Raw genomic sequence first — 25,537 nt, 5'->3', positions numbered from 1 at the left:
AGTTAATGCATCCACTCATTCTGGTCTAACCGGGTAGGCTGACTCTCGGTAAGCACCTGCCTCAGCGCCATTTCAGTTTCAGCCAGTCCACCTCTTTGTGCTGTGCTTTGGCGCAAAAAACTCTCTATCGCAGAGCGCCGCTCAAGCGCTTCATCGGCTTCCGCATCTTGGCCGCGCTGATATTCTCCAACGCGCACCAGTAAATCTATCTCATCGTAACGCGCCAGCAAACGCCTCAATTTGGCAGCGTGCTTTTTAAGCTCGGATGGCGCAACCTGATTCATCACTCGGCTGACGCTACGCAATACGTCGATCGCAGGATAATGATTACGCTCAGCCAAAGCCCGCGACAAAACAATATGCCCATCTAGAATCGAGCGGGTTTCATCGGCCACTGGCTCGTTCATATTGTCGCCCTCTACGAGCACAGTGTAGATACCGGTTATCACCCCCTGCGCGGCTGGCCCGGCACGCTCTAATAGACGCGGCAACGCAGCAAAAACACTCGGAGGGTAACCGTTAGCCGCCATCGGCTCGCCAGCCGCTACGCCAAGCTGACGCGCCGCACGCGCGTAGCGCGTGACAGAGTCAACTAGCAATAATACATTTTTGCCTTGATCACGAAAATATTCAGCGATAGTGGTTGCGGTGTAGGCGGCTTTATAGCGCTCCAACGCAGGCCGATCGGAAGTCGCAATCACAATCACGGCGCGCCGCCGCATTTCATCATCAAATACGCGATCGATAAATTCGCGCACCTCTCGGCCACGCTCCCCAACCAATGCAAGGACAACAATATCGGCTAAATTGCCATGCATCATCATACCCAACAAGGCGCTTTTGCCAACTCCTGCGGCCGCAAAAATTCCGACCCGTTGGCCTTTGCCGCAAGTCAACAAACCATCAATCGCGCGAATCCCGAGTGCCAAAGGCTCTGCGACTAAAGGACGTGATAACGCGCTTGGCGGGTCCGTGCAAATCGGCCGCGACTGGCTCAACGTCCCCGGCGCACGCGTTCTTTGGACTCTTAACGGTCGGCCAAATCCATCTAATACAGCACCAATTAAATGATCCCCGACCTCAATTTCAAGTTGCCGCTCCAACCGCTCAACATCAGCTCCGCAAGCAACGCCTAGAGGTTCATCGAACGGTGACAAAATTGCGGTTTCTTCACTTAAACCGACGACTTCCGCGATCAAGCCACGCGTACCAATACGGCATAGTTCACCCAATTGCGCGCCCGGCAAAGAAGCGTGCAGAACGGTTGGGCCAACGCGGCGGACCGCACCGATCACGCGTGCAGGCGATAGAGAAACTTTAGCTTGCAGCCGTTCATCCAGGCGCTGTGCGAGCACTTCAACGTCAGGCCAATGCATGGCGATGGTCCTCATCAAATAATTCAAGATTACCCAGCACATTCACCTCAAGATCGTCCATTAACTCCTGCGTCGATAATACTGGTGTGGAGAAAAACTCTCGTTCGATCATCTTGCGTAAATAACGACGTACATCCATTGCCGTCAAGAGTACCGGGTATTCTGCGCGAGCTTGATAGCTATTGATATGACGGCGCAAAAGTTCAAGAATTGCACTGGTTTTATCCGCATCTAATGCCGCATAAGTCCCGGCGGAGGTTTCGCGAATTGAATCGCGAATCATATTTTCAATGCGTTCGCCAATTAAGAGTACTGAAATACGGCGTTGCGGCCCCCCAAAAACATGGCAGATTTGCCGGCGCAAAGTGATGCGCACATACTCAGTTAATAAAACAATATCTTTTTCTTTATTTGCCCAATCCGTTAATGCCTCGCATACTGAGCGCAGATCACGAATTGGCACGCCTTCAGAGACAAGGCGTCGCATGATTTCGGAAACTTTTTGCAAAGTCATCGCGCGCAGTAGTTCGCGCAGCAGTTCTGGGTAGCTTTCTTCTATCCTGTTTAGGAGCGAGCGCGTTTCTTGCAAGCCGATAAAATCTTCCGCATAACGCGCCACTACCGCGCCTAACAGAGCACTGATGCGCTCCTCGTGGCTATAGGTAGCTAAGCCGAGACGGGTCGCTATCTCCTTTTGCTCTGACGGCAGCCAGGATAGAGTGACGCCCCATGGCAAAGAATGTTCTTGCGCATCGATATGCAATGCTTGCGCTCTTGCCCAGACTAGGTCTACGTTTTCCGGCATAGTTAGCGTAACCACGGGAACCAAGTAGAGTTGAATTTCAACCTGATACGGGAGCAACTCTGGAGCCTCTACAATAATCGGAAGTGGGAATGGCAGGCCAAGCTCGTCAAATTTTTCTCGGCGAAATTGTTCAAGCATATCGGCGAGCCGATCGCGCTGGGCGGCCTTGGGTCCCAGCCGCACCAATAGCGCAGGTGCCGGTGCAGCTTCAAGCCCGTCCTTGGCTGCCTCCGTCTCTTGCTGTCCGCGTGCTGCGGCGGCCTTGCCGCGTCGGATATACAAACCAAGGCCTACGGCTAGAGCAGCTAGCCCGCCAAAAATGAAAGGGGGAAACCCAGGAATCAACGCGAAAATAGCCATGACGCCCCCTGCCATGAGCAACGCCCATGGCTGCGCAGTCAATTGGCTCGTCATTTGAGTGGCGAGATTCTGCTGCTCCGCATTTGGGATGCGAGTCACAATCAGACCCGCGGTAATTGAAATCAACAATGCTGGAATCTGTGCGATTAGGCCATCGCCTACGGATAAGATCGCGTAGGTACTGACGGCTTGGCTCGCACTCATATTATGCTGTATTACGCCAATCGTAATACCACCAATGATATTCACCAAGACTACGATAATGCTAGCAATGGCGTCGCCTTTAACAAATTTCATCGCGCCATCCATCGCCCCAAATAGACGGCTCTCTTTTTGCAACAATTCGCGCTCGATTTTCGCCTCTTCCGCGCTCATCACACCGGCGCGCATATCGCCATCGATACTCATTTGCCGCCCAGGCATTCCATCTAAAGAGAAACGCGCACTGACTTCAGCCACTCGCTCCGCGCCCTTGGTGATGACAATAAATTGCACGACTGTGATGATCGTAAAAATAATAATCCCGACCGCAACATTGCCAGCGACCACAAAATTACCAAAGGCATAGACAATCTCGCCTGCATCATGTTGCAGCAAAACCAAACGGCTCGTCGTAATCGTCAGCGCCAGCCGGTATAAGGTGGTGATCAGCAAAAGCGCTGGGAAAGCCGAGAATTCAAGCGGATTACGAATATAAATTGCAATCGTTAGTGCCGTCACTGACAACATGATATTGATCGCAATTAATATATCGACCAGTACAGTCGGTAACGGCAGGATCATCATAAACACTGCCGTTACCACAATCGAGACTAGAACAATATCTTGCCGTTTGGAGGCAGCAATTAAAATAGCGTTTAGCCGGTTGATGGCAGTAGTCAGCCTGTTCATGAATTAATCTTTTTAATTTAGTCTATTTAAGAATGCTTTTACCACGCCGGCTCAATTTGCAGCGCTAAAGTCTCAGGCACAGGTTCGTCAGTATCTGTAGTAGCCACAGATGCGCTTGAAGTTTCGCCTCGCAGCGCAGCCAAAACTTGCGCCCAATGCCGAGTTAAATCAAATTCAATACGCAAAAATTCCATGTCTATAATGGCTTGGCCTGCCGTCAGCGTAGCATCCGCAACACAGTGAATCTCAGCTAAGTCTGAGCTCTGCGCTAACTGCGCCGCCACCGACTCGCATTCAGTTGGGTGCAGGCGGATCTGATAGGGGCGCTGCCGCGCGCGCACTCGTACTTGCGCGGCCAACTGGCGCGCAAGTTGCGCAATCTGGTCTTGTCCCTCTAACCATTCTTGCAATACGTTGGCCATGGTGCTGCGCACGCGCGCTTCTAGCCGGTCGATAATGTTGGCTTCTAACTGTGTCTCATCAGATAACCAACGCAGCCCTTGCGTGACCGTTTGATCACGCGCCTCGTCCTGAGTTTGGTGAATCAGGGCAGCTTTCTCTTCCGCGCCGAGTTCACTCGCCGCTGCGCGAATTTGCACCGCCTCTTGCTCAGCCTCATGCCGTATCAGAGCGGCTTGCGTTTGCGCCTGCTCAAGCGTTGCTTCTGCTTGCTCTAAGAGATCGAAGACAGCGGCTTGCAGCACAGGTTCTGACGGCTCTGGCTCAGCAATCAACTTAATTTCAAGATTAAAGGGATTGGCTTCGGTATTCACGGTAACGGCTAGATCTAAATTTATAAAAAACGGGCCAAACGGAATAATGCATCTAACCCAAAAGATGCGGCGGGTTCACGCAGCGGCTCGCCGTCAAAACTACCTGGCGCCAGTAAGATTTCAAGCGCTTGCAATACAGCGCTGCCGGCGAACACCCCAGTTAACGCTGCCGCTCCATAGGGGCACGCATGCTCAATCAACTGCTCAGGCTCAACTAACGGTACTTGCACTTTGAATCCGGGCGGAGCCACGGTGGTTGCCAATACGGCTAATTGAGAACAGGCCACTGTATCTAAATGAGAATTCAGCGCTTCGAGATAGGGTTTAAGCATCCAATATTCTGGCTGCCCAAGACGCAATAAGCCCAAAGCCAATAATAGAGCCGGTAATTTATCGGTCAAACCCAGTACGCGCCGCTCAAGCAAGGTTAATTTTGGGGGAGCGGCACTCGCTTTGGGCACGCCTCGGCGAGCCGCAATCGCATGCTCAATCCAGCGTCGGCTACGCGCACAGGTTTCATATACAGGCTGCCATGTCTCAAGCGCCAGCGCCGGCCACCAATGCTGGTGCATCGCCGCGCCTGGACGCCAGAGCAATGCGTTTAAGCGCGCTTCTAGCGGATCCACTACGAGGCTCGACGTGTTTGCCATATAGAGAAACCAACGGCAGAACCTAGCATTGCCACAAATAACAACACCATGCCACCAAACGATATCGGATTTTGCAGTAAACGCACCCACCATGAAGGCAGTACTTTAGGTTGCAAGGGCGTATAACGATAGGTTGCGGGGACCATCACTACGCTAATGCTGTCATTTTGGATTCCGGGCACGCCTTGACGCACGAGATCACGAATTTGCCCTTGCCAAGTCGATAAATTAGTGGCCGGAGAATATTTTACAAACACCGAGATTGTCGGCTTAATCGTCTCAAGGCCCAAATTGTCAGGCGGCACGCTACCGATTGATACACGCGCCACAATCACGCCATCAATGCTCATTAGCATGGCTTCGATTTGTTGTTCTTTCAGATAATTCATCTTCGCCCGTTCTTGCTCTGGCGATGAAATTAACTGATTAGACGGAAAAACATCCATCACCGATGCGTATTTAGACCGTGGGTAACCATTTTGGCGCAAGATTTCAACCGCCTGAACAAATTGCGATTTTTTGATCTGCAAGGTCAAACCACCAGCTTTATCTTTCTGCTTAGCGGCATCGATCTGATTCGCCATTAATAGCGCTAGCATTTGATTCGCTTCATATTCAGATAAATCTGAATACAATGTCACTTTGCAACCCGCTAGTAAGACGCTAAACGCCAATAAACAACCCGCGACAAAATTCTTGCTCATGACATTGACGTAAGCTTATTGAGCCCATCGGTGCCGGCTTTTGCAATTCTTGCCGCAAAATCGAGTTCCAATACGGTTTTGACTAAAGCGTGCTGCACCTTGAGCATCGCCGCGGGGTCATCAACTGCTTTGTCCAATGTTGCTGGCGCTAAACGTTGGTCAACACGCTCGCCTTGCATCTGCATGGCCTTAAGTAACCCTTCTTCATGCTTAGGTATCGCGTTAGATTGCAATAATTTGGCGAACCCTTCCACTTGCTCGACAGAAGGCTGCGGCTGAACCACGCCATGGGGTTCGTACGCCGCAGGTGCTAACATCGAAGGTGGGATCGATTGGATATCGATGGACATAAGAAATAGTTCTCCAAAAGAAAAGTCGGTTTACCCAAGGCAAATAAATAACCTGCGCTAACTCAGCGAGTGTTTTTTACGCGCTAGGTCGTCCATGTAATTTGCGATCATCTGACGCAAATCTTGCGCACAACCATCTTCAACATTTTTTATAGTCTCTAATGCGGTGTGCGGTTGGCGTAAGCCAAAATGCACCATGGCGACTGCAAGCGCCTGAGTTTCATCTTCCAGCCCTAGCGCTGGGAGCGCCTCAAGCAGCCCTTGCGCTTGTGCAACCAGGCCATGATTGGGTGCAGCAATCGCCGCCTCAACCAATAGCCGTTTGATGTCTCGCGCCAGTTCAGTCATTAGATACGTTGAATAATGACTTGGTTGATTTTTTTGTAAACATCTAAGATTGCACTCTGCAAGCCAATCGTACTATAGAGTTGGTGCGTAAAATATTGGACTTTACTCATGACTCTTGGATCCGATACATCAAGCGCAACGGTCTGTTGCAGTTGGTTTGTTAAATCCGTTGCTTTGTGGCCCATAATCTGGCTGATTTGGTCAATTGTCGTATTCATACTTATCCACCTTACAAAATTAAATTTTTGCGTTGACGTCGCAGCAACACACATCAAGCATGCATTCTATCTTTTGCGACCACACAATTATTGCGCAATTTCTTCCACTACCGAGTCTTCATTTGCAGGACTTGTCGACAAATTGGCAAGCGCTGGCTGCGGCCCAATTGGCTGCGGCTCCGCCTTGATTAGAAAAAGCCGCACTACACTATGCGCCGTGCCGTTTTTATTCCGAAACAAATTACCCAAAACCGGTATTTCACCTAATAACGGAACCCTACTTTCGCCCTGCATCTGCTGGTCTTGCACAAAGCCCCCCAACAACAAACTCTGGCCTGGCAATAAGGTCGCCTGAGTCGCAATTTCAGCATTCGCAATCTGCGGCAATTGCTCATGGTTGCCAGAAATCGGCTCAGTTTGTCGCCCATCTTGAATGTTCAGCGTGAGCATAATCTGATCATAGCTGCCGTTTTTGATTAAACGTGGGGTAACACGCAATAGCGAACCCGCGGAAACGGATTCTAGCCTAGCCACGTTCTCACCCTCTAATTTAGTGTAGAAAGTGATGCTACGATCCAACACTGCTTGCACATTGTTAAGGGTGACCACAGAGGGCCGCGAGAGAATCTTGGCTTGAGAGTGCTGCTCAAGCGCATTCAGCCGCACCATAAAACCGTTTGTATCATTCAATACGCTATTAATGGTAGCGCTTGAACCTTGCGGCAAGCCGGTATTAAAACTCACGCCATATTTGCCGCCTATGTTGGCAGTACCTGACCAGTTAACCCCGAGCGCACTCAGATTGGCTGCATTTACATCGATAATCGCCACCGATATTTCAATTTGGGCTGGCTGTGTGTCGAGCTGCTTAATCAATTTCGCGTAGATGGGCATATTAACCTGCCGATCGCGCACGACAATTGCATTTTGTCGTGAATCCGCTGAGAACGCGGGTAATGTTGTTTCTATAGGCAAGCTCCCGCTAGCACTAGTCAGCGGAACCCCTTCTCCAATCGGCGAACGGCCCTGGATCATTTCGCGCAAGACGCTCACCACACCTGGCACACGAACTTCTTGCTTCCGATAGTTATAAATATTATCGTCGGCAGAGGCAAAACGTAGCGGAAAAACCTGCACCGTTTCCTGATTTTGCGCTTGGTCCAAGACTTTTTCGTCTAGATTTTTCGCAAGCTCGCTCACCCGTTCAACACACATGGGTACGCCAAACACCTCAAGCGCATTGAAATTACTGATTGTGCGTAATGAGCAATATTTTTGCTCTTTTGCGCCACCTTGACTAAGGTATCGGATAAGTTTTTGGGTCGATAAATAACGCGGCGTAATAATCTGGCTTTTGATTTCATGCCCTTTATACACATAAAGAGCCTGGCCATCATAATAGGTGGCCAGATTAAATAGTTGAGTAAAACGCTCGATAATTACGTCCGGCATTTCATTACGAACTGTGCCGACAAAATGATCATTTACTTTAGGGCTTACAATCACGGGAACCCCGTAATTTGCGCCAAGGTCTTTTAGAACATCAGCCACTTTTGCGCCACGCGTCGTAATAAAGTAGGGATCCCCCCGCCATGGAATACGCGCCTGCACTGACCCGAAAGCTAGCATCATAGCTAGCAACAACACCCATTGTTTCACGCTATTCCTATTTTTTTCTTACTGAGAAGGAAGAACCTGCCCGAGCTGATTTTCGCGCAAGCGGTTTATGATACGCATGCCAAACTGCATCAACCACTATTTGCGCATGTTCGACTGCAGCATACTGCTGTTTGTAAATACGATATTGAGCTGGGAGACAAGGTTGACGCAAAGAACGTTGCAATCGATTTTTTTCGCTCTCAAGTTGAGCTGCGAGTTTAGTCCGATGCGCGCCGTCCTGATCGGCCAATAGGCACTCTTCAAGCTGTGTCACGGGGCTGCTCATTGGGTTGTCGCTCATAAGTCAAGCGGCAGATGAATCAACTGCCCATCTTTACGCAACTCAACCCCACCATCATCTAGCTTGGTCACCACATACCCACTTGGCAAGATACTGCCGATCTGTATTTTCATGCCATTGGCAAGCTGTAAAAAAGCCGTTTTATGGTTGCCGCTAAACCCCGTTACGGTGGCAGGAAGTATGCTGAGCTGAAGCTTTGAGGTTGGAATATCCTGATAGACTACGCGGATACGCTCTTCATATTGTTTTTGCCATACATCTAACACTTGCCGCAGTTGCTGTTGGCGCTCAGCTGGCAACTGGCCTGTGACTGTCAAAATGTTGCCGCTCTGGCGCGCCACGCTTAGCTTTGTAAGCAACTTACACTCACGTAAAGTATCCACTAAACTTGTGATGACAGCATCGGCGTCGTTGCTGACCATCCAAGATGCCAAACCTGGCATTTGATTTAACTGCTGACTCACTGTTTCCCAACGTTTACCTGCATGGATATTACCCGTAATCACCACCGAGCCTAACGACGAACCGGCACTAACCCGCGCATCCCGATATCCATTGGCCTGCAATAGATAGGTAACGCCCTGATGCAACTCGTCGACACAGACGACTTGATTACTGTATGGAATGCGCGCATCGTCAAGCCGCACTAAAAATGGCGCTAATTCAGAGGTATGCTGGCATAAACCAGATAATGTCAACGCGCCGCTTTCAGCGCGCATCACTTCTATTTGCGCAAGCCCAGCATTTAGGCGCAGCGTCTCTTGATAACTCTCTAGATTAAATGGCCTATATTGCGACACTGAAGCACGCAACTCTTGCCCCGCTTGCAACAAGGCGGCCACCAAGCCCCCGGCTATGATGCATGGCAAGCCAACGCCCCATAAACGCAAACCGCGTACACGTGCGGCCGCACGCACTGGCGTAACTGGCAAGGCTTCAATTGAACTCGCTGCGTCTTCGACTACCCGCGCCAGATTAAATTTACAGCCGGCCAAATCTATGATTTGCCCCACCTCTAATTTAACTTCATCCGCTTTTAAGCGGCGGCCATCAACCTTGCAACGTATCCGCAAAGGACGTAACGTAACCCCATGCTCATCGACAGATAGCACGCAATGGTCCCCGTGGGTACTCGACAGAGGGAAATTTATATCGCATCCAGGCTGGTCGCCAACAGTTAACTCACCGGCAGGCAAATGCAAAACTTGCCCCGCTAGAGGACCCGATTGGAAAACTAACTTCCACAGAAAACGGGCTGTCATATTAATAAGCTTGCCCTTTCATTATTTTCAAATTGCTGCACCACAACATTCTCAAGTATCAGCAGCACACTCTATACTCGACACCTTTTAATTAAAAAGTCCACTCTCATTCTACTACTTTTTTAGAATTGCGTACTTGCTCAGTGCCGTTACTACAACAACAATTTTTAGCTTGCACACTCCAAACCAGCACGAGCTGCAGTGCATATTTATACTCTTAATTTATCGAATTGCATCCAGAATCCTGGTGATTAACTGGTGAGTCTGTTGCATGAATTTGTTCAGTTCAGCCTCGTAATTCGAGAGAGCCTTTTCTGCTTGCGTAAGCTGTTCGTGCGTTTGTTGCGCAGCAACATCATTTGTCGCTGAATTTTTTCTCAATGTCAATGCCTGCACCAATTCATACTGAGTATCACGCAGCTCGTTTAATACGACTCGTATCAATTCAAATGGATTTTTGTATTCGTGGATATCAATAACCCCGCCAGCCGCGCGTGGCAAAGCTCTATGCTGGCTTACCGAAATAGTCGCATTAGAAATCGCTGGGGGAGGAACGCTGTTGAGCATTTAAATACCTTTAGATAAAGTGAATATAAAAAACGCCGTACATCAGGCGAATTGCCGCGCCTTTTTACCGGCAGTCTTATCTGAACCTGCGCCTTGGTCAGCAATTTTGGATTTATCCGCCTCAGCGCGCACCGTTTGCGTATATTCCTCACTGCAAGCAATAGCACGCTGCATATGTGTTTGGATCTGCTGAATCTGCTCCGGCACATTGCTATTGCCATCGGCCCACTCTCGTTGTAGCTTGGCTAAACGCTCTTGCGCTTTAGGGTCACGCGCTGCATTTTCAGTCAAATCAGCAACTTGCGCACACAATTCACTCACGCGTTCCGCCAGTTTATCCATATCTGACATCTGGCGCAACAGCACTTCGGTCTGGTTAGGTTCGTGGCTCATCCGAAATCCTTTGGTTAAATTGATTTAATAAAATTTATGCACATTTATTTAAACAAACTACACTCGATTCAAAAAGCTAGCGTATAACTAGGCTAAATTAACTTCGCCGCAGACAGCTCATATTTCAAATAAGCGTAATAAATCGGCGCAGCCACTACGCCTGGCAAGCCAAAACCGGCCTCCATGACAAGCATTGCCAGCAATAATTCCCAGGTACGCGCTTCAATTTCAATACCAATAATACGTGCATTTAAAAAATATTCAAGTTTGTGAATCACCACTAGAAAAATTAATGAAGCAAACGCCACCGTCGCCCCGGCTGCAGACAATGAAACCACAATAATCACAGAATTCGAAATCAAGTTACCCACTACGGGCAGCAACCCTACCACGAAAGTAAATAGAACCAGCGTTTTGCCAAGCGGCAGGTTAATCTGGAACAGAGGCAACGCTAATAATAAATAAATGCCGGTTAAACTTGCATTAATTAACGAGATTTTTACCTGTGCAAAGACAATCCGTTTAACCGCATCGCTAAAATGGCTAATGCGCGCTACCAGGGCGGCGGCAAATGGCAAACGATATACGCGGCGGGTGACGCTGACCGCAATAATTGCGCCCAGAATGATGCCTAGCGCAATCCGCACAAAACCTAACACTACATTTTTACCACCTTGCCGCAATTCGCCAATATGCGCTCTCAACCACTCAAGAGCGCCAACGCGAATATCTTCTATGTCATCCGGCAAATAATTTTGCAACCAAACGGGTAATTGACCACGCGCGCCATCGATAATTTGCAAAGTCCGCTCAAGCAGTTTTTGCTCGCTTGGCGCACTATGTTGAAAATACGAGATAGCGGCAACAATCGCTGCGCTTAAAGCGCCTGTTACAAGAATAGAAAGCAGCATGACCGACAACCAGCGCGCGCGTTGGCTGGATAAACGTTTTTCCAATAAGGGGGTCAATGCATGAATCAGTTGAAAGGTAAATAAGCCCGCCAGGAGGCCGCTTAGCAGCTTTAACACGAGCACCAACCAAAGTGCGATCCCCGCTAGAATGTAGCTCGCTATCTCCACCACCATCCATTTAGCTGGCGCATGGTTTATTTTCCGTCCTGGCGCATCCAACATAGCACCGGCATGAGTAGGGCGCTTAGGCTGATGAGCTCGATTATCTTCCATCTTAATTTCCTTTCTCTTCATACGCTACATATTAGACCCGACTACAACCTCACTCCCTCTAGTTCTTTTGCGCGGGTTTAATTTCAAGAGCGGAGCTAAATATTTTCCGGTAAAACTGACTTTTGATTTGGCAATTTGCTCCGGCGTACCGCAAGCAATGATCTGGCCACCGCCAGCCCCCCCTTCTGGGCCTAAATCTATAACCCAATCAGCCGTTTTGATGACATCCAGATTATGCTCAATGATCACTACCGTATTGCCCTGATTGCGCAGTCGGTGAATCACCTCAAGCAGCAATGAGATATCATGGAAATGCAAGCCTGTGGTTGGTTCGTCGAGAATATAAAGCGTCCGGCCCGTATCGCGCTTAGAAAGCTCTAACGACAACTTCACCCGCTGCGCTTCACCGCCAGATAGAGTGGTCGCCGCTTGTCCCAAACGAATGTAACCCAGCCCAACCTCAAGCAACGTCTTCAGTTTACGCGCAACCAGCGGCACCGGTTTGAAAAATTCATGTGCAACTTCAACGGTCATCTCCAAGATTTCACTGATATTTTTGCCTTTATACTGAATTTCAAGCGTTTCACGGCTATACCGCTTGCTATGACATACATCGCATGGCACATAAACATCTGGCAAAAAATGCATTTCAACTTTGAGCACCCCATCGCCTTGACATGTTTCGCAACGCCCACCCTTGACATTAAAAGAAAAGCGACCCGGACCATAGCCGCGCTCTTTCGCTGCCGGCACGCCCGCAAAAAGCTCGCGGATGGGGGTGAAAAGCCCCGTATAAGTCGCCGGATTCGAGCGCGGCGTGCGGCCTATCGGAGACTGGTCAACATTAATGACTTTATCGAAATTCTCAAGCCCTTCAATTTCGTCGTAGGGTGCGGCTTCAGTCGCTGAACCATACAAATGGCGGGCGGCTGCGCGATACAACGTATCATTAATCAAAGTCGATTTGCCCGAGCCCGAAACTCCTGTGATACAGCTTAATAGCCCAATCGGTAACTCAAACGTCACATGCTTTAGATTATTGCCCTGCGCGCCGATAATTCTTAAGCTATCAGGCCCCATTTTTTTACGCTCAGTGGGCACAGCAATTTGCTGATGGCCCGCAAGATAGGCGCCCGTTAATGAATCATGCTGCGCCTCAATTTGCGCTGGCGTGCCTTGCGCAACCACACAACCACCATGCTCACCTGCCCCTGGCCCCATATCCACAACGTAATCAGAAGCACGAATCATATCTTCGTCATGCTCCACCACAATGACCGAATTGCCCAAATCGCGCAGATGCTTTAAGGTTTTGATCAAGCGATCATTATCGCGTTGATGTAGGCCAATTGAAGGCTCATCAAGCACATACATGACTCCCGTTAAACCGGAACCAATCTGCGAAGCCAATCTAATGCGCTGCGCCTCACCGCCCGATAAAGTATCCGCGCTACGCTCAAGCGAAAGATAATTTAAGCCGACATCATTCAGGAAGGTCAAGCGCGCTGTAATTTCTTTGATCACTCGCTCCGCGATACCTTGTTTAGCGCCTGTTAAATGCAAATTCTGGAAGTAGTGCAGCGTATCCCGTAACGGCCAAGCACTGATTTCGTAAATTGCGCGCGCGTTGTCGCCTTCGCCAAGCTTTACATAACATGCTTCACGCCGCAAACGCGCGCCAGCACAAGCGGTACATTGCTGATTATTTTGGTATTTTGCTAATTCTTCACGCACCGTCGCCGACTCAGTTTCATGATAACGACGTTCCAGATTCGGAATAATGCCCTCGAACGCATGCTCGCGAATCGTGGTGCGCCCACGCTCATTAAGATAAGAGAAAGGTATCACCTGCCGCTGTGAGCCGAATAAGATCATTTTTTGAGTCTCTTCTGGCAGACTCTCGAAGGGAACGTCAAGCTCAAATTTAAAGTGCGCCGCCAGACTTTGTAACATCTGAAAATAAAAAGGATTACGTTGCTCCCACCCCTTAATTGCCCCAGAAGCTAACGACAGCGAAGGATAGGCAACCACTCGCTTAGGGTCAAAAAATGTAATTTGACCCAAACCATCGCACTCAGGGCAGGCGCCCATTGGATTATTAAACGAAAAAAGACGCGGCTCGAGCTCTGGCAGCGAATAAGAACAAGCCGGGCAAGCAAATTTCGAGCTAAACGAATGTTCGCGCTCACCCTCCATTTCAACCGCAATCACCCGTCCAGTAGAAAGCCGTAATGCAGTTTCAAATGATTCGGCTAAGCGCTGCTTTATATCCGCATGAATTTTGATCCGATCAACCACCACATCAATCGTATGTTTATCGTTTTTTTTCAGCTTTGGCAGCTCATCAACTTCATAAATATGGGCTTTACCCTCATTTGCAGCCCCTCCGCCCGAACGTACGCGAAAGCGGACAAACCCCTGAGCTTGCATCTGAGCAAATAGCTCCACATGCTCGCCTTTACGATTAGCGACCACTGGCGCTAAAATCATCAATTTGGTGCCAGGCGGCAAAGCAAGCACCGCATCAACCATTTGCGAAACACTTTGCGCCGTCAGCGCAAGTGCGTGGTCTGGACAGTAAGGCGTGCCTACCCGCGCGTACAGTAAACGCAAATAATCATGAATCTCCGTCACTGTGCCTACCGTTGAGCGGGGATTATGCGATGTAGCTTTTTGTTCAATTGAAATCGCCGGAGACAATCCTTCGATCAAATCAACATCGGGTTTTTCCATTAACTGCAAAAACTGTCGCGCATAGGCAGACAAGCTTTCTACATAGCGCCGCTGGCCTTCAGCATAGAGCGTATCAAAAGCCAACGACGATTTACCTGAGCCAGAAAGTCCCGTAACCACAATTAAACGATGGCGGGGCAAATCAAGGTTGATATTCTTTAAATTGTGAGTGCGCGCCCCACGAATGCGGATTTCTTCCATGACCGGTAGCAAAAAAAGAGCTCAAACCTGTTACTATAATCGTTTACTGAGCATGGTGCTCAATTCTAAAATTTACCTACTGCATTTGTTCGTCTTCTTTTGATTGCCTCCTTACCTATGAGCGCACAAGAAATTCGCGCTACCGTCTCACTGGCGGCGATTTTTGCGCTGCGTATGCTGGGCCTCTTTTTAATTCTGCCCGTCTTCTCAGTGTATGCGAAAACCGTACCAGGTGGCGATAATGCGCTGCTGGTCGGGCTTGCGCTAGGGATTTATGGACTGGCCCAAGCGGTTTTTTATATTCCATATGGTTGGGCATCCGACTGGCTTGGGCGCAAACCTGTGATCATTGTGGGTTTACTCATCTTTGCATTGGGTAGCCTAGTGGCAGCGCTCGCCACAGATCTTCGGTGGATCATCCTGGGCCGCGCTTTGCAAGGCGCGGGCGCTATTTCATCCGTGCTCATCGCGTTGTTAGCTGACCTCACCAGCATAAAAAATCGCACGAAGGCCATGGCGATGGTCGGGGCAAGTATTGGCCTATCGTTCACCGCAGCGCTGGTTATTGCGCCAGCTTTATTTGACTGGCTCGGCATGAGCGGCTTATTTGCGGTGATTGGCCTGCTCGCAGTGACTGCAATCGGTGTAACGTTATGGGTTGTCCCCACGCCCACCGCCCCGCCTACCCCGAGTAGAACTTCATTTGCACAAATACTCCGAGATGCAGAATTGCTGAGACTCAATTTTGGCGTATTTGTTTTGCACTTCTCCCAAATCGCGCTTTTTATTGTGGTGCCACGCTTGTTGGAGGCCGCGGGTCTGCCTGTTGCCGCACATTGGAAGATTTATCTACCTGTCATGGGGCTGTCTTTTGTACTGATGGTCCCCGCAATTATCGTAGCGGAAAAGTATGGCCGCATGAAAACCATCATGCTCGCAGCGATTCTGTGTATCCTATTTAGCCAATTGTTATTTGCCGAATTTCCGCCTACCCTATGGTGGCTAGGCACGATACTTATCATCTACTTTACCGGCTTTAATGTACTTGAGGCTGTGCAACCCTCGCTAGTTTCAACGTTGGCGCCTGGCGCGCGCAAAGGCGCTGCCATGGGTATTTACAATACTGTACAAGCGCTTGGCTATTTTATGGGCGGTGTGCTGGGTGGCTGGTTGCTCAAAAATGCGGGGCAGCATACATTATTTATAAGCTGCGCGGGGCTTGTCATGTTGTGGCTTATAATCGCCGCCCATATGCAATCCTCACGCTCCGCGCGCTTTCCTGAATCTATATACACTGAATCACAGGGGAAATGAATGGCATCTGTTAATAAAGTCATCCTGGTTGGCAATCTTGGCGCTGATCCTGAAATACGTTCTCTGCCGAATGGCGACCCCGTCGCGAATATCCGGCTGGCAACCGCAGAACGTTATAAAGATAAGTCCACGGGTGAAATGAAAGAACTCACCGAATGGCATCGCGTGGTTTTTTTCAATCGGCTCGCCGAAGTTGTCCGGGACTACCTCAAAAAAGGCTCTTCTGTTTACATTGAAGGACGCATTCGCACGCGGAAATGGCAAGACCAAAGTGGGCAAGATCGCTATTCAACTGAAATTATGGGCGATCAAATGCAAATGCTTGGCTCACGAAGCTCTGGCACAGCGGCCATGGATCAAGCAAGTTATGCACCCGAGTCCACTCAGGCGGCTCCGCGCGCCAGCAGTTATACGCCTCCTGCAAACGCAGCGGCAAACCGCCCTAGCGGTACTTCTCATAACGCGCCGGCTAGCGGTGGATTTGATGAAATGGATGACGATATTCCGTTTTAAGCGATCACATCGCGCAGCAAGGTTTTATCAAAGCGCCACGGAATAGGCGCCTTATCAACAGCTTGGCGCAGATGGGCGATGAATTGGCTACGCGGAATTTCACGCCCACCGAGTGAAGCCAAGTGTGCTGTATTTTGTTGGCAATCAATCATGTTTACATCATGCCATCGTAAATGACTCACCAATGCGGCGAGCGCAATTTTTGATGCGTCAGGACGTAATGCAAACATTGATTCGCCGAAGAACATGCGGCCAATGCTTACTCCGTATAAGCCACCCACGCATTGATCTGCGTACCAAGTCTCAATGCTATGCGCAAACCCTGACTGGTGTAGTGCCCCATAGGCAGTGAGCACATCCGCCGTAATCCAAGTCCCACTTTGGGCGCGCCGTGCGACGCGAGCACAGGCAGTCATGATATGAATAAACTGGGTATCTACGCGAATTTCCCAGGCGGGCTCACGCAGTATGCGTTTTAGTGTTTTTTTAAGTGAAGGGAATACTTTAAACTCTGCCGGAACCAGCACCATGCGGGGATCTGGACTCCACCATAAGACCGGCTGACCTTCTTCGTACCATGGGAAAATACCCTGCCGATAGGCCAGCAGCAAACGCTGCATATCTAATTTTTCGCTTGCCGCAAGCAGGCCAGATGCACCGCTATGAGTGCTTAACGCAGATTCAACGCTTGGAAACGGATCATTATCGTGCAGCCAAGGCAACATCGTTTAGCTCGGTAGAATGCGAATGACTCAATCTTAGTCGGAATGCAAGCTATGGACGACATCCCCCGTATGTAAGCTGAAGTTTCCGCTAGCACTATCCGCAAAGAAAAAGCGCAAAGTCTGTGCAACGCTCGCAAAAGCGATTTCAGACCAAGGGAGACTCGCTTCATCAAAAAGTTTCACCTCTAAACTTTCTTCACCCGCAGCAAAGTCGATATCTAACAAACGGGCGCGATAGAAAATATGGACCTGATGCGCCCGAGGTACATTTAATAATGAAAAAAGTTCCTGTATTTCAACTCGAGCTCCCGCCTCTTCAAGCGTCTCCCGAGCAGCCGCTTGGGTTGTCGTTTCGTCAAGCTCCATAAAGCCTGCCGGCAAAGTCCAAAAACCGTAACGCGGATTTATAGCGCGGCGGCACAGTAAAACTTTACGGTCCCAGACCGGCACTGTGCCAACTATATTGCGTGGGTTCTGGTAATGAATTTCACCGCACTGAGCGCACACAAAACGCTCTCGGTTATCGCCAGGTGGAACTGCTAAATTCACCTTATTGCCACAGGAAGGACAAAATTTCATAATGGGTCTGGTTATTTGTTAAAGTGCTTGCAGTTTGACTGTTTCTCTTGCTTACAAGCAAATTACGTCTTTAATATAAAGAGCTGACGGCTGAAGCAATTCGTTCATAATAACGAACTTTCATCCTTTCATGGTCAATTGTGTTGAGTTCACTTTATCCATTTGCACGCTCATGTCTGTTCCGTATGGATGCAGAAACAGCGCATCATTTAACTCTTTCTATGTTACGTACGGCGGGCCGTATCGGTATCACTAAACTCCCGGGTTTATGTACCGTCCATGCACCACGCACCGTCATGGGCCTCCATTTTGCTAACGCAGTTGGTCTAGCGGCAGGGTTAGATAAGGACGGCGGCTGTATCGATGGCCTCGCTGCGCTTGGCTTTGGCTTTATTGAAGTCGGTACGGTAACGCCGCGGGCGCAACCTGGCAATCCGCGTCCGCGCCTATTTCGATTGCCTGAGGCTGGAGCATTGATCAATCGGATGGGATTTAATAATGGCGGCGTTGAACACTTTGTAAAAAATGTCCAGGCTGCACATTTTACAGGCATACTTGGACTGAATATTGGCAAAAATGCGGATACGCCGCTTGAGCGGGCGGCTGATGATTATTTGTACTGCCTGGAAAGAGTATATCCATTTGCCAGCTATGTAACGCTTAATATCTCATCGCCCAATACAAAAAACCTACGTCAATTACAAGATAAGACAGCCCTTGATGCGTTACTTTCCACATTAAAAGACAAGCAACAACGCTTAGCCGACCAACACAAAAAATACGTGCCTTTGGTGTTAAAAATTGCGCCTGATCTGGATGATGAGCAAATCAAATTAATTGCTGATTTGCTGCTACGCTACCGTATTGATGGAGTCATTGCAACGAATACAACACTCGCGCGCGCATTGGTTAACGAGCTCCAATATGCGGATGAAGCAGGAGGTTTATCCGGCAAACCCTTATTTGATGCTTCTAATGCGGTCATTCGCCAACTTTATGCCGCTTTAGGCGATGCGGTTCCTATTATTGGCGTTGGCGGAATTTTTTCGGCAGAAGATGCGCGCGCAAAGCTAACCGCAGGCGCGTCACTCGTACAGTTATATACAGGGCTGATTTATCAAGGACCCTCACTGGTACGAGAATGTGCACAGGCCCTTGCAGAACCGCTAGCCCCTGCCGCATCAAACGAAGCTCTTCAAAAAACTTCGTCAAGCGCCTGAGCGGTAAGAATACGTTGGCCCCACTGGTGCAGAGTCTCTGTATTGGCCCTATCCAGGCAGCGCCGATAGGGTTCGGTATGCACCAAACTCACGTTCTAATTCTTGTCAAATCGGAAGGCGGTCTGATCTGGACTACGACAAGATCCGGGGTTATGTATGCGCCCTTTAATTTATAAGTTTTTTTAAAGTTAGGATATGATGCATATTACTAATGTGGCTCATCATAGTATTACTGTTTTTTCACTAAGAAATAACCCAAAAAATTCAGCTCGCCCTACTGATCAAAAACTTACTGAAGTTATCACTCCGTTAAGTCAGAAAAAAGACATTCCTCTAGAAAATTGCAATCCAAGTTCAGCATATGTGAAGCAAGAAAGATTAGGCATGTCTCATATCGGTGCGCCTAAAAATACAAAATTAATTTCTGCTGGTGGCTTACCCGCAATAGATGATGTGTGGTTTGAAATATTAAAAAAACTTCCTCCAAGTGACATGGTCCGCTTTCGAGATGTTTGTTTTGAAGCACACTCTCTCGTTATGAGGAAGCTCAATTATTTACAGGAACCTCTATTTACAAATCCTACTGAGGGGGTTTTATTCTTAAAAAAATATGGCCAAGTAGAAAATGGATTCTTACCTCCTTTATGTAGGGCAGTTGCCTCAGGAGAGGTTGTCAGGGGCCATATTCTATTAGTTGCTGAGCTTATAAAGAAAGACTCCCTTCCTATAACTCTGGAAAATCTAGAAGAAGCTGGACTACTCAATCACAATCAGGTGAATCAGCTTAATGAATATAAGGATATTAATGGTAAGCAGCTTATCTCTCTTACTCTTAAGAAAACGGTACTTTTTTTGGCAACTGGAAAAATAGAGCTAAATATTAAGGTGCCAGACTCTCATATTGCTACGGAATCTGTGTCGCAGGGACTAACTCTATAAAATCCACAGTAGAAAAAATTATTGAAGTAAGCAAAAATTCTGCTCGTAAAGTCCAGGATAATAATCCTAATTCTCAAGTCCTTCTTGATGAATTAACCAATATGTAAAAGGTGTAAGAAAATACGGATTTTTACCGCGGCCATTGATGAAATAGGTTATTCCTCCATGTGCGGCCTTAATCTCTATTTTCAGGCGCACTCTAAGCAATTTATCTACAAGCTTTTTGCCTACGTTGTTTTTTACGCCCAGGCTTTGTAGCGCCTTATCCAACGTCTGATATTGGGCATCCCAGGCAATTTAAACCGCAATTTCCTGATAGAAAATTTGCATCAACTCTTGAAAATAAACCTCTAATGCGCTCTTCCAGGCTGCATCGGCATGGGAACGGGGCGTACGGATTAAATTCGCCATCAGAATCTTTTAGAAGCTAAGTGAATGAATGATTTAATCTACTGTATACGCTCAGCTTTGGTTTTGATATATATCGAAAATTATAGCATGCACCCGCTAGGCAGAAAGATCCCGACCTCAATATAAATCAAACGCAAAGATGATGCTCTTATGGTATAAGAAGGGCTCTTTTTTCATTCTTTTTGCACAATCCAATGAGCGATAGCCATGCGCCGACCAAGACTTCGATTCAGGTAATTGAACGTATGACGTGGTTGTTAGATGCACTTGCCACACATGCTAAACCTGTTAGCTTAAAAGAGCTGGCTCAGCAGACTCGCTTGCACCCATCCACTGCGCACCGAATTCTGAACGATATGGTGAGCTGCCGCTTTGTGGATCGCTCCGAGCCAGGGATATATCGACTTGGGATGCGACTATTAGAATTAGGTAATTTAGTTAAAGCACGGCTCTCCGTGCGCGATACAGCTCTAGGGCCTATGCACGAGCTGCGCCAACTCACCGGACAAACCATTAACCTATCAGTCCGCCAAGGGGATGAAATTGTTTATATTGAACGGGCTTATAGCGAGCGCTCAGGGATGCAAGTCGTGCGCGCGATTGGCGCGCGGGCGCCTCTCCATTTGACTTCGGTGGGCAAGCTTTTTCTTGCCATGGATGAAGCAGAAAACGTACAATCTTATATTGCCCGCACTGGGTTAGCGGGTCATACGCAAAATAGTATTACGCATTCGGCCAAGCTCATCCGTGAGCTCGAGCATGTGCGCCAACATGGCTATGCGCGCGATAATGAAGAACTTGAGCTAGGTGTGCGTTGCGCGGCAGCAGGCATTTATGACGATACGAACAGATTGGTTGCTGGGCTATCGCTTTCCGCGCCTGCTGACCGCATGCAAAATGTTTGGCTCTCCCAGCTTAGTGAGACAGCATTACGTATTTCACGCCTGCTCGGCTATCAAAAAGAAATAGAAGACCCTACTCAGTAGTTTAACCGCGCACCAGCCTGAGTGCGCGCCCTCAAGCGGCCCATTTTAGATAGAAAATCAGAAGTGGCAGAACGCTATTTACCGCTCAATCGACGCCCAAATTGTATGCAACCGTTTGATTGAGACAGGCATAGGGGTGCGTAATTCCTGCGCAAAAAGCGATACGCGTAACTCTTCGAGTAACCAACGAAAGGCGTGTAACTGTGGGTCAACGACATCGATACTCTGACGCCGCTGTGCCTGGGTACGTGAATAGTGCACATACAATGGAGAAAACTCAGCCAAAAGCCGTGTATCTCTCACTGCATCATTTTTTAATTTATCGATGCGTAGCGCCATCGCTTGTAAGTAACGAGGAAAATGAACCAGCTGCTCATAAGGCGTATCGGTCAAAAAATATTTCCCCATCAAAGTTTGTAATTGCTGTGTCATATCCGTATGGGCAGCGGCAAAGCTTTTTACTGAAGCGAGTTTTTTTACTACGGTGGTGTAAACCGTAAAAATTTGTGTCGCCAAACGGCTAATTTCTTGGGCAAGTAGCGTAAAGCGACTACGCCCTTCGTCACAACGTACTGCAAAAGTAGCTGCATCAGTAGGTAATGGCTCACGCAAACAAGCGCGTTCAAGCGCACATGTAATAATTTGCGCCCGCAGTTCATCTGCGGTGCCAAGCGGCATGTATTGCATTGCCATTTGCTGAAAATTAGGTAGATTTTTCTCGATAAAACGAATTGCGTCACGCAATTGCAGTGTAAAAAGCCGCCGCAAGCCGGTTCGATGAACACGCACAGCCTTTTGCGGTAAATCAAAAAGCTCTAGGTCGCAAACCGCACCACGGTCAACCAGCGCTGGATAGCCCACCAAAGTTTCACCGTTGCACTCAATCTCCATGATTTCTGGCAAGCTGCCAAAACTCCAGTGAGTTAAGTTTTTGTAATGGGCCGTCGTCGCGACCGAGTTTTGCACTTCTTGGGTATTTTCTGCGTTGACTCTTTCTGCTGTCGCGCCAGTGACCGTTTTAACCGCAATTTTCTGAAAACTCTGCTGCGCTTGAGTACCTAATTCGGCCCGCAATTGCGCAAGATTGCGACCTGCGGCAAGCTGCCGGCCATATTCATCGATCACTTTGAAATTCATGAAAAGATGGGCTGGCAAGGTCTCAAGTTTAAAATCCGTAGGATGCAAAGTGAGTTGTTTTTGCGTGCGAATATCTGCACGTAGTGCGCCAATCAAATCGCCCACGCCGAAGCTTGCACGCTCAACAAAATCAGCTGCATAAGCGGGCAGAGGAACACAATGCCGGCGCAATTTTTGCGGTAATGATTTAAGTAACAAATGCACTTTTTCTTTAAGCATCCCCGCAACCAACCACTCGCAACGATGCGCATCGACTTGGTTTAAAGCAAAAATGGGAACCGCCAAAGTCACCCCATCCCGCAGCGAGCCTGGCTCAAAATGATATGACACGGCCATTTCAACGCCTGCCAGGCTCAATTTTTTAGGAAATAGCTCGGTGGTCACACCCGCGGCTTCATGCCGCATGAGATCATCACGGCTTAAGAAAAGAAGCTTTTCGTTTTTAACTTGCTTACCACGCAGCGCTTGACGATACCAATGCTCAAAATCAGATCCAGTATAAATATCAACTGGAATGGCCTGATTGTAAAAAGCATAAATCAATTCATCGTCAATCAAAATATCAGGTCGTCGAGAACGATGTTCAAGCTGCTCAATGTCGGCAATCTGCTGTTGATTATGTTTGAAAAATGGCAATTTAGTATCAAACTCACCTTCAACCAAGGCAGCACGGATAAAAATTTCTCGTGCTTGCTGCGCAGCCTGCGCCGTCTGTTTACCAAAAATGACGCGGCGGCGATGATAAACCGTTAATCCATATAAAGTTGCGCGCTCGAAGGCTACGACCTGGGCGGCCTTCTTTTCCCAGTGTGGCTCACCGATGGAGCGCCGTAGCAAATGTGCGCCGGCACGTTCAACCCAAGTTGACTCTATGACTGCAATGGTGCGTGCAAATAAGCGGCTGGTCTCAACCAGCTCGGCCGCCACGATCCAGCGTCCGGCTTTCTTAGCTAAATGTGAACCCGGCCACAGATGAAATTTAATGCCACGAGCCCCCAAATAATGGGGTTCACTCTCAGCTTTAAATCCAAGATTTCCTAATAACCCACTTAACAAAGACACATGGATTTGCTCGAACGTTGCGTTTGTCTGGTTAATCCGCCAGTTCTGTTGGCTGGCAACGGTTAACAGCTGGCTATGAACTTCGCGCCACTCACGTAAACGTAAATGTGAGAGGAAGTTGGCACGGCATAGATCCAGCAACTGCCGGTTTGATTTTTTATGCGTCAATGCTTCATCAAACCACTGCCAGATTTTTAGAAAAGAGAGAAACTCCGATTTAGGATCGGCAAATTTACGGTGGGCGGTATCAGCGGCGCTCTGTTGCTCCAGCGGACGATCGCGTGGGTCTTGGACCGACAATGCGCTAGCGATAATCAATATCTCGCGTAAAGCGTGCTGCTCATGCGCGGCAAGAATCATCCGGCCGATGCGTGGATCAAGTGGCAATTTTGCTAGCGCTTGACCAACCGATGTCAATTGATGGGTGTCATCTACCGCTCCTAATTCAGCCAGCAACTGGTAACCATCTGCAATTGCCTTAGTCGGCGGAGGCTCAAGAAAGGGAAAATCCGCGACCTCAGCTAACCGTAGCGACTTCATTTTTAAAATGACTGCCGCCAGTGAAGAACGCAAAATTTCTGGCTCGGTAAAACGTGGCCGCAATTGCCAATCAGCTTCATCATATAAACGAATACAAACACCATCCGCCACCCGCCCGCAACGGCCGGCGCGTTGTTGTGCGGCAGCTTGTGAAATGGGCTCAATGCGTAATTGCTCAACCTTATTACGATAAGAATAGCGCTTAACCCGCGCTAAGCCGGTATCGATTACATAGCGGATACCTGGCACGGTTAGCGAAGTTTCAGCTACGTTCGTAGCAAGCACAATCCTGCGTGCATTGCCGGCTTTAAATACACGCTCTTGTTCAGCCATTGATAGGCGTGCAAATAGAGGCAAAATTTCGGTATGCGGAGGGTGATGTTGGCGCAGTGCTTGCGCTGTGTCACGAATTTCACGCTCGCCGGGCAAAAATACCAGGACATCGCCAGACCCTTCGCGCGCGAGCTCATCAACCGCATCAACGATAGCGGCTGTCAGGTCACGCCCAGTCGCCCCCCCATTTTCAAGTTTATCGGTCTCAACAGCAGGCCCCTTGCGCGCTTGCAAATCCGCTCCACGCCTGACATCTTCTTGCAGCGGACGATAACGTATCTCAACCGGATACAAGCGACCACTCACTTCAATGACAGGTGCATGAGTTCCTGCTTGACTAAAGTGTTTTGCAAAACGCTCAGCATCTAATGTAGCGGAGGTAATGATTAACTTTAAATCGGGTCGACGCGGCAGAATCTCCTTTAGATAGCCTAACAAAAAATCTATATTCAGGCTGCGCTCATGGGCTTCATCAATAATTAATGTGTCATAAGCGCGTAGCAGGGGATCAGATTGCGTCTCAGCTAACAAAATACCATCCGTCATCAATTTGACGGATGCGCTATGGCTGAGCTTGTCAGTAAAACGTACTTTGTAGCCGACGACCTCCCCTACTGGCGTATGCAGTTCTTGCGCAATGCGCCGCGCGGTAGCGCTCGCCGCCAGACGCCGTGGCTGAGTATGGCCAATAAGCCCCTTGCCACCTGCACCCCAACCCCGTCCAAGCGTCAGACAAATTTTGGGTAATTGGGTGGTTTTACCTGAGCCGGTCTCACCGCACACAATCACCACCTGATGCGCAGCAATCGCTGCCGCAATCGAGGCGCGCTTGCCCGATACCGGTAATTCAGCCGGAAATTCAATGGGCGGCAAGCGACTCGCCAACGCTATATCAGTCGCAGCGAGCGCCTGCTTTTCCTGCAACGAAGGGGGAACAACTATCGACAATTTGCTAAAACCTGAGTAGTTTGCTTAAGACATAAATCCCAAGCCACGATTCAAT

General features: G+C 48.8%; 24 protein-coding genes. 5 read left to right on the top strand and 19 right to left on the bottom strand.

Annotated elements, in window-relative coordinates; genetic code table 11:
- Positions 1–2: 2 nt before the first annotated feature.
- The 15 genes from MPB2EB_RS00905 to uvrA form a co-directional block, all read right to left on the bottom strand.
- The gene (locus tag MPB2EB_RS00905) at positions 3–1,376 is read right to left on the bottom strand and encodes a FliI/YscN family ATPase (protein ID WP_185182017.1); all 1,374 of its coding nucleotides are present in this window, start codon (positions 1,374–1,376) and stop codon (positions 3–5) included.
- Complete coding sequence (gene sctV / locus MPB2EB_RS00900; RefSeq protein ID WP_185182016.1) at positions 1,363–3,432, bottom strand: type III secretion system export apparatus subunit SctV; 2,070 nt, start codon at positions 3,430–3,432, stop codon at positions 1,363–1,365. Before sctV ends, MPB2EB_RS00905 begins: the two co-directional genes overlap by 14 nt.
- A 38-nt stretch (positions 3,433–3,470) precedes the next feature.
- Positions 3,471–4,205 (bottom strand): FliH/SctL family protein, encoded by a 735-nt coding sequence (locus MPB2EB_RS00895; protein WP_185182015.1) that lies wholly within the window; start codon positions 4,203–4,205, stop codon positions 3,471–3,473.
- A 20-nt stretch (positions 4,206–4,225) separates the two neighbouring features.
- A complete protein-coding gene (locus MPB2EB_RS00890) occupies positions 4,226–4,831 on the bottom strand; it encodes a type III secretion system domain-containing protein (RefSeq protein ID WP_185182014.1) in 606 nt (201 codons plus the stop codon).
- The gene (gene sctJ, locus MPB2EB_RS00885; RefSeq protein WP_185182013.1) at positions 4,831–5,559 is read right to left on the bottom strand and encodes a type III secretion system inner membrane ring lipoprotein SctJ; all 729 of its coding nucleotides are present in this window, start codon (positions 5,557–5,559) and stop codon (positions 4,831–4,833) included. The genes MPB2EB_RS00890 and sctJ overlap by 1 nt, the downstream gene beginning before the upstream one ends.
- A complete protein-coding gene (locus MPB2EB_RS00880) occupies positions 5,556–5,909 on the bottom strand; it encodes a hypothetical protein (RefSeq protein WP_185182012.1) in 354 nt (117 codons plus the stop codon). Before MPB2EB_RS00880 ends, sctJ begins: the two co-directional genes overlap by 4 nt.
- Before the next feature lie 57 nt (positions 5,910–5,966).
- Positions 5,967–6,257, bottom strand: coding sequence for a DUF1039 domain-containing protein (locus tag MPB2EB_RS00875; protein ID WP_185182011.1), 291 nt, complete (start codon positions 6,255–6,257; stop codon positions 5,967–5,969).
- A complete protein-coding gene (locus MPB2EB_RS00870) occupies positions 6,257–6,475 on the bottom strand; it encodes a hypothetical protein (RefSeq protein ID WP_185182010.1) in 219 nt (72 codons plus the stop codon). The genes MPB2EB_RS00875 and MPB2EB_RS00870 overlap by 1 nt, the downstream gene beginning before the upstream one ends.
- An 87-nt stretch (positions 6,476–6,562) precedes the next feature.
- Positions 6,563–8,122, bottom strand: coding sequence for an EscC/YscC/HrcC family type III secretion system outer membrane ring protein (locus tag MPB2EB_RS00865; protein ID WP_370576606.1), 1,560 nt, complete (start codon positions 8,120–8,122; stop codon positions 6,563–6,565).
- A 19-nt stretch (positions 8,123–8,141) separates the two neighbouring features.
- Positions 8,142–8,435, bottom strand: a complete 294-nt coding sequence (locus MPB2EB_RS00860; RefSeq protein ID WP_185182009.1) for an EscE/YscE/SsaE family type III secretion system needle protein co-chaperone — start codon at positions 8,433–8,435, stop codon at positions 8,142–8,144.
- The gene (gene sctD / locus MPB2EB_RS00855; protein ID WP_185182008.1) at positions 8,432–9,697 is read right to left on the bottom strand and encodes a type III secretion system inner membrane ring subunit SctD; all 1,266 of its coding nucleotides are present in this window, start codon (positions 9,695–9,697) and stop codon (positions 8,432–8,434) included. The genes MPB2EB_RS00860 and sctD overlap by 4 nt, the downstream gene beginning before the upstream one ends.
- Positions 9,698–9,919: 222 nt before the next feature.
- The gene (locus MPB2EB_RS00850) at positions 9,920–10,264 is read right to left on the bottom strand and encodes a hypothetical protein (RefSeq protein ID WP_185182007.1); all 345 of its coding nucleotides are present in this window, start codon (positions 10,262–10,264) and stop codon (positions 9,920–9,922) included.
- A 42-nt stretch (positions 10,265–10,306) separates the two neighbouring features.
- Positions 10,307–10,657 carry a hypothetical protein gene (locus MPB2EB_RS00845; RefSeq protein WP_185182006.1) on the bottom strand — a complete coding sequence of 117 codons (351 nt, stop codon included), beginning with the start codon at positions 10,655–10,657 and terminating at the stop codon, positions 10,307–10,309.
- Positions 10,658–10,749: 92 nt separating this feature from the next.
- Complete coding sequence (locus MPB2EB_RS00840; RefSeq protein WP_232534451.1) at positions 10,750–11,841, bottom strand: AI-2E family transporter; 1,092 nt, start codon at positions 11,839–11,841, stop codon at positions 10,750–10,752.
- A 24-nt stretch (positions 11,842–11,865) separates the two neighbouring features.
- Positions 11,866–14,775 (bottom strand): excinuclease ABC subunit UvrA, encoded by a 2,910-nt coding sequence (uvrA, locus tag MPB2EB_RS00835; protein WP_185182005.1) that lies wholly within the window; start codon positions 14,773–14,775, stop codon positions 11,866–11,868.
- 117 nt (positions 14,776–14,892) lie between these two features.
- Between uvrA and MPB2EB_RS00830 the strand changes: the two genes are divergently transcribed.
- The gene (locus tag MPB2EB_RS00830) at positions 14,893–16,089 is read left to right on the top strand and encodes an MFS transporter (RefSeq protein ID WP_185182004.1); all 1,197 of its coding nucleotides are present in this window, start codon (positions 14,893–14,895) and stop codon (positions 16,087–16,089) included.
- The gene (locus tag MPB2EB_RS00825; RefSeq protein WP_185182003.1) at positions 16,090–16,602 is read left to right on the top strand and encodes a single-stranded DNA-binding protein; all 513 of its coding nucleotides are present in this window, start codon (positions 16,090–16,092) and stop codon (positions 16,600–16,602) included.
- Here the strand turns inward: MPB2EB_RS00825 and aat are convergent.
- Both aat and MPB2EB_RS00815 read right to left on the bottom strand, forming a co-directional pair.
- On the bottom strand, positions 16,599–17,327 hold the full coding sequence (aat, locus tag MPB2EB_RS00820; protein ID WP_185182002.1) for a leucyl/phenylalanyl-tRNA--protein transferase: 729 nt from the start codon (positions 17,325–17,327) through the stop codon (positions 16,599–16,601). The genes MPB2EB_RS00825 and aat overlap by 4 nt on opposite strands.
- A gap of 33 nt (positions 17,328–17,360) precedes the next feature.
- Positions 17,361–17,906, bottom strand: coding sequence for an NUDIX hydrolase (locus tag MPB2EB_RS00815; RefSeq protein WP_185182001.1), 546 nt, complete (start codon positions 17,904–17,906; stop codon positions 17,361–17,363).
- A gap of 140 nt (positions 17,907–18,046) precedes the next feature.
- Between MPB2EB_RS00815 and MPB2EB_RS00810 the strand changes: the two genes are divergently transcribed.
- Together MPB2EB_RS00810 and MPB2EB_RS00805 are read left to right on the top strand one after the other, a co-directional pair.
- Positions 18,047–19,126, top strand: a complete 1,080-nt coding sequence (locus tag MPB2EB_RS00810) for a quinone-dependent dihydroorotate dehydrogenase (protein WP_185182000.1) — start codon at positions 18,047–18,049, stop codon at positions 19,124–19,126.
- Positions 19,127–19,321: 195 nt separating this feature from the next.
- Complete coding sequence (locus tag MPB2EB_RS00805) at positions 19,322–20,065, top strand: F-box protein (RefSeq protein WP_185181999.1); 744 nt, start codon at positions 19,322–19,324, stop codon at positions 20,063–20,065.
- A gap of 66 nt (positions 20,066–20,131) precedes the next feature.
- Here the strand turns inward: MPB2EB_RS00805 and MPB2EB_RS00800 are convergent, their stop codons facing one another.
- Positions 20,132–20,335, bottom strand: coding sequence for a hypothetical protein (locus tag MPB2EB_RS00800; RefSeq protein ID WP_185181998.1), 204 nt, complete (start codon positions 20,333–20,335; stop codon positions 20,132–20,134).
- Positions 20,336–20,670: 335 nt separating this feature from the next.
- Here MPB2EB_RS00800 and MPB2EB_RS00795 point away from each other — a divergent pair, with 335 nt between their 5' ends.
- Positions 20,671–21,462, top strand: coding sequence for an IclR family transcriptional regulator (locus MPB2EB_RS00795; protein WP_185181997.1), 792 nt, complete (start codon positions 20,671–20,673; stop codon positions 21,460–21,462).
- Positions 21,463–21,540: 78 nt separating this feature from the next.
- On the opposite strand, the gene hrpA is transcribed toward MPB2EB_RS00795, so the two are convergent.
- Positions 21,541–25,458 carry an ATP-dependent RNA helicase HrpA gene (hrpA, locus tag MPB2EB_RS00790; protein ID WP_232534495.1) on the bottom strand — a complete coding sequence of 1,306 codons (3,918 nt, stop codon included), beginning with the start codon at positions 25,456–25,458 and terminating at the stop codon, positions 21,541–21,543.
- Between the last annotated feature and the right edge of the window lie 79 nt (positions 25,459–25,537).

The organism is Mycoavidus sp. B2-EB, assembly GCF_014218255.1.
Taxonomy (GTDB): Bacteria; Pseudomonadota; Gammaproteobacteria; order Burkholderiales; family Burkholderiaceae; genus Mycoavidus.
This window is presented reverse-complemented; position numbering and strand designations above follow the sequence as displayed.

What these genes read in the sequence shown, in the direction of transcription:
- MPB2EB_RS00805 (WP_185181999.1), top strand. Translation starts at nt 19,322, where the DNA reads ATGATGCATATTACTAATGTGGCTCATCATAGTATTACTGTTTTTTCA.
- MPB2EB_RS00825 (WP_185182003.1), top strand. Translation starts at nt 16,090, where the DNA reads ATGGCATCTGTTAATAAAGTCATCCTGGTTGGCAATCTTGGCGCTGAT.
- MPB2EB_RS00795 (WP_185181997.1), top strand. Translation starts at nt 20,671, where the DNA reads ATGAGCGATAGCCATGCGCCGACCAAGACTTCGATTCAGGTAATTGAA.
- uvrA (WP_185182005.1), bottom strand. Translation starts at nt 14,775, where the DNA reads ATGGAAGAAATCCGCATTCGTGGGGCGCGCACTCACAATTTAAAGAAT.
- MPB2EB_RS00880 (WP_185182012.1), bottom strand. Translation starts at nt 5,909, where the DNA reads ATGTCCATCGATATCCAATCGATCCCACCTTCGATGTTAGCACCTGCG.
- sctJ (WP_185182013.1), bottom strand. Translation starts at nt 5,559, where the DNA reads ATGAGCAAGAATTTTGTCGCGGGTTGTTTATTGGCGTTTAGCGTCTTA.
- MPB2EB_RS00870 (WP_185182010.1), bottom strand. Translation starts at nt 6,475, where the DNA reads ATGAATACGACAATTGACCAAATCAGCCAGATTATGGGCCACAAAGCA.
- MPB2EB_RS00875 (WP_185182011.1), bottom strand. Translation starts at nt 6,257, where the DNA reads ATGACTGAACTGGCGCGAGACATCAAACGGCTATTGGTTGAGGCGGCG.
- MPB2EB_RS00840 (WP_232534451.1), bottom strand. Translation starts at nt 11,841, where the DNA reads ATGGAAGATAATCGAGCTCATCAGCCTAAGCGCCCTACTCATGCCGGT.
- MPB2EB_RS00845 (WP_185182006.1), bottom strand. Translation starts at nt 10,657, where the DNA reads ATGAGCCACGAACCTAACCAGACCGAAGTGCTGTTGCGCCAGATGTCA.
- MPB2EB_RS00850 (WP_185182007.1), bottom strand. Translation starts at nt 10,264, where the DNA reads ATGCTCAACAGCGTTCCTCCCCCAGCGATTTCTAATGCGACTATTTCG.
- MPB2EB_RS00860 (WP_185182009.1), bottom strand. Translation starts at nt 8,435, where the DNA reads ATGAGCGACAACCCAATGAGCAGCCCCGTGACACAGCTTGAAGAGTGC.
- aat (WP_185182002.1), bottom strand. Translation starts at nt 17,327, where the DNA reads ATGTTGCCTTGGCTGCACGATAATGATCCGTTTCCAAGCGTTGAATCT.
- MPB2EB_RS00815 (WP_185182001.1), bottom strand. Translation starts at nt 17,906, where the DNA reads ATGAAATTTTGTCCTTCCTGTGGCAATAAGGTGAATTTAGCAGTTCCA.
- MPB2EB_RS00905 (WP_185182017.1), bottom strand. Translation starts at nt 1,376, where the DNA reads ATGCATTGGCCTGACGTTGAAGTGCTCGCACAGCGCCTGGATGAACGG.
- sctV (WP_185182016.1), bottom strand. Translation starts at nt 3,432, where the DNA reads ATGAACAGGCTGACTACTGCCATCAACCGGCTAAACGCTATTTTAATT.
- sctD (WP_185182008.1), bottom strand. Translation starts at nt 9,697, where the DNA reads ATGACAGCCCGTTTTCTGTGGAAGTTAGTTTTCCAATCGGGTCCTCTA.
- MPB2EB_RS00830 (WP_185182004.1), top strand. Translation starts at nt 14,893, where the DNA reads ATGAGCGCACAAGAAATTCGCGCTACCGTCTCACTGGCGGCGATTTTT.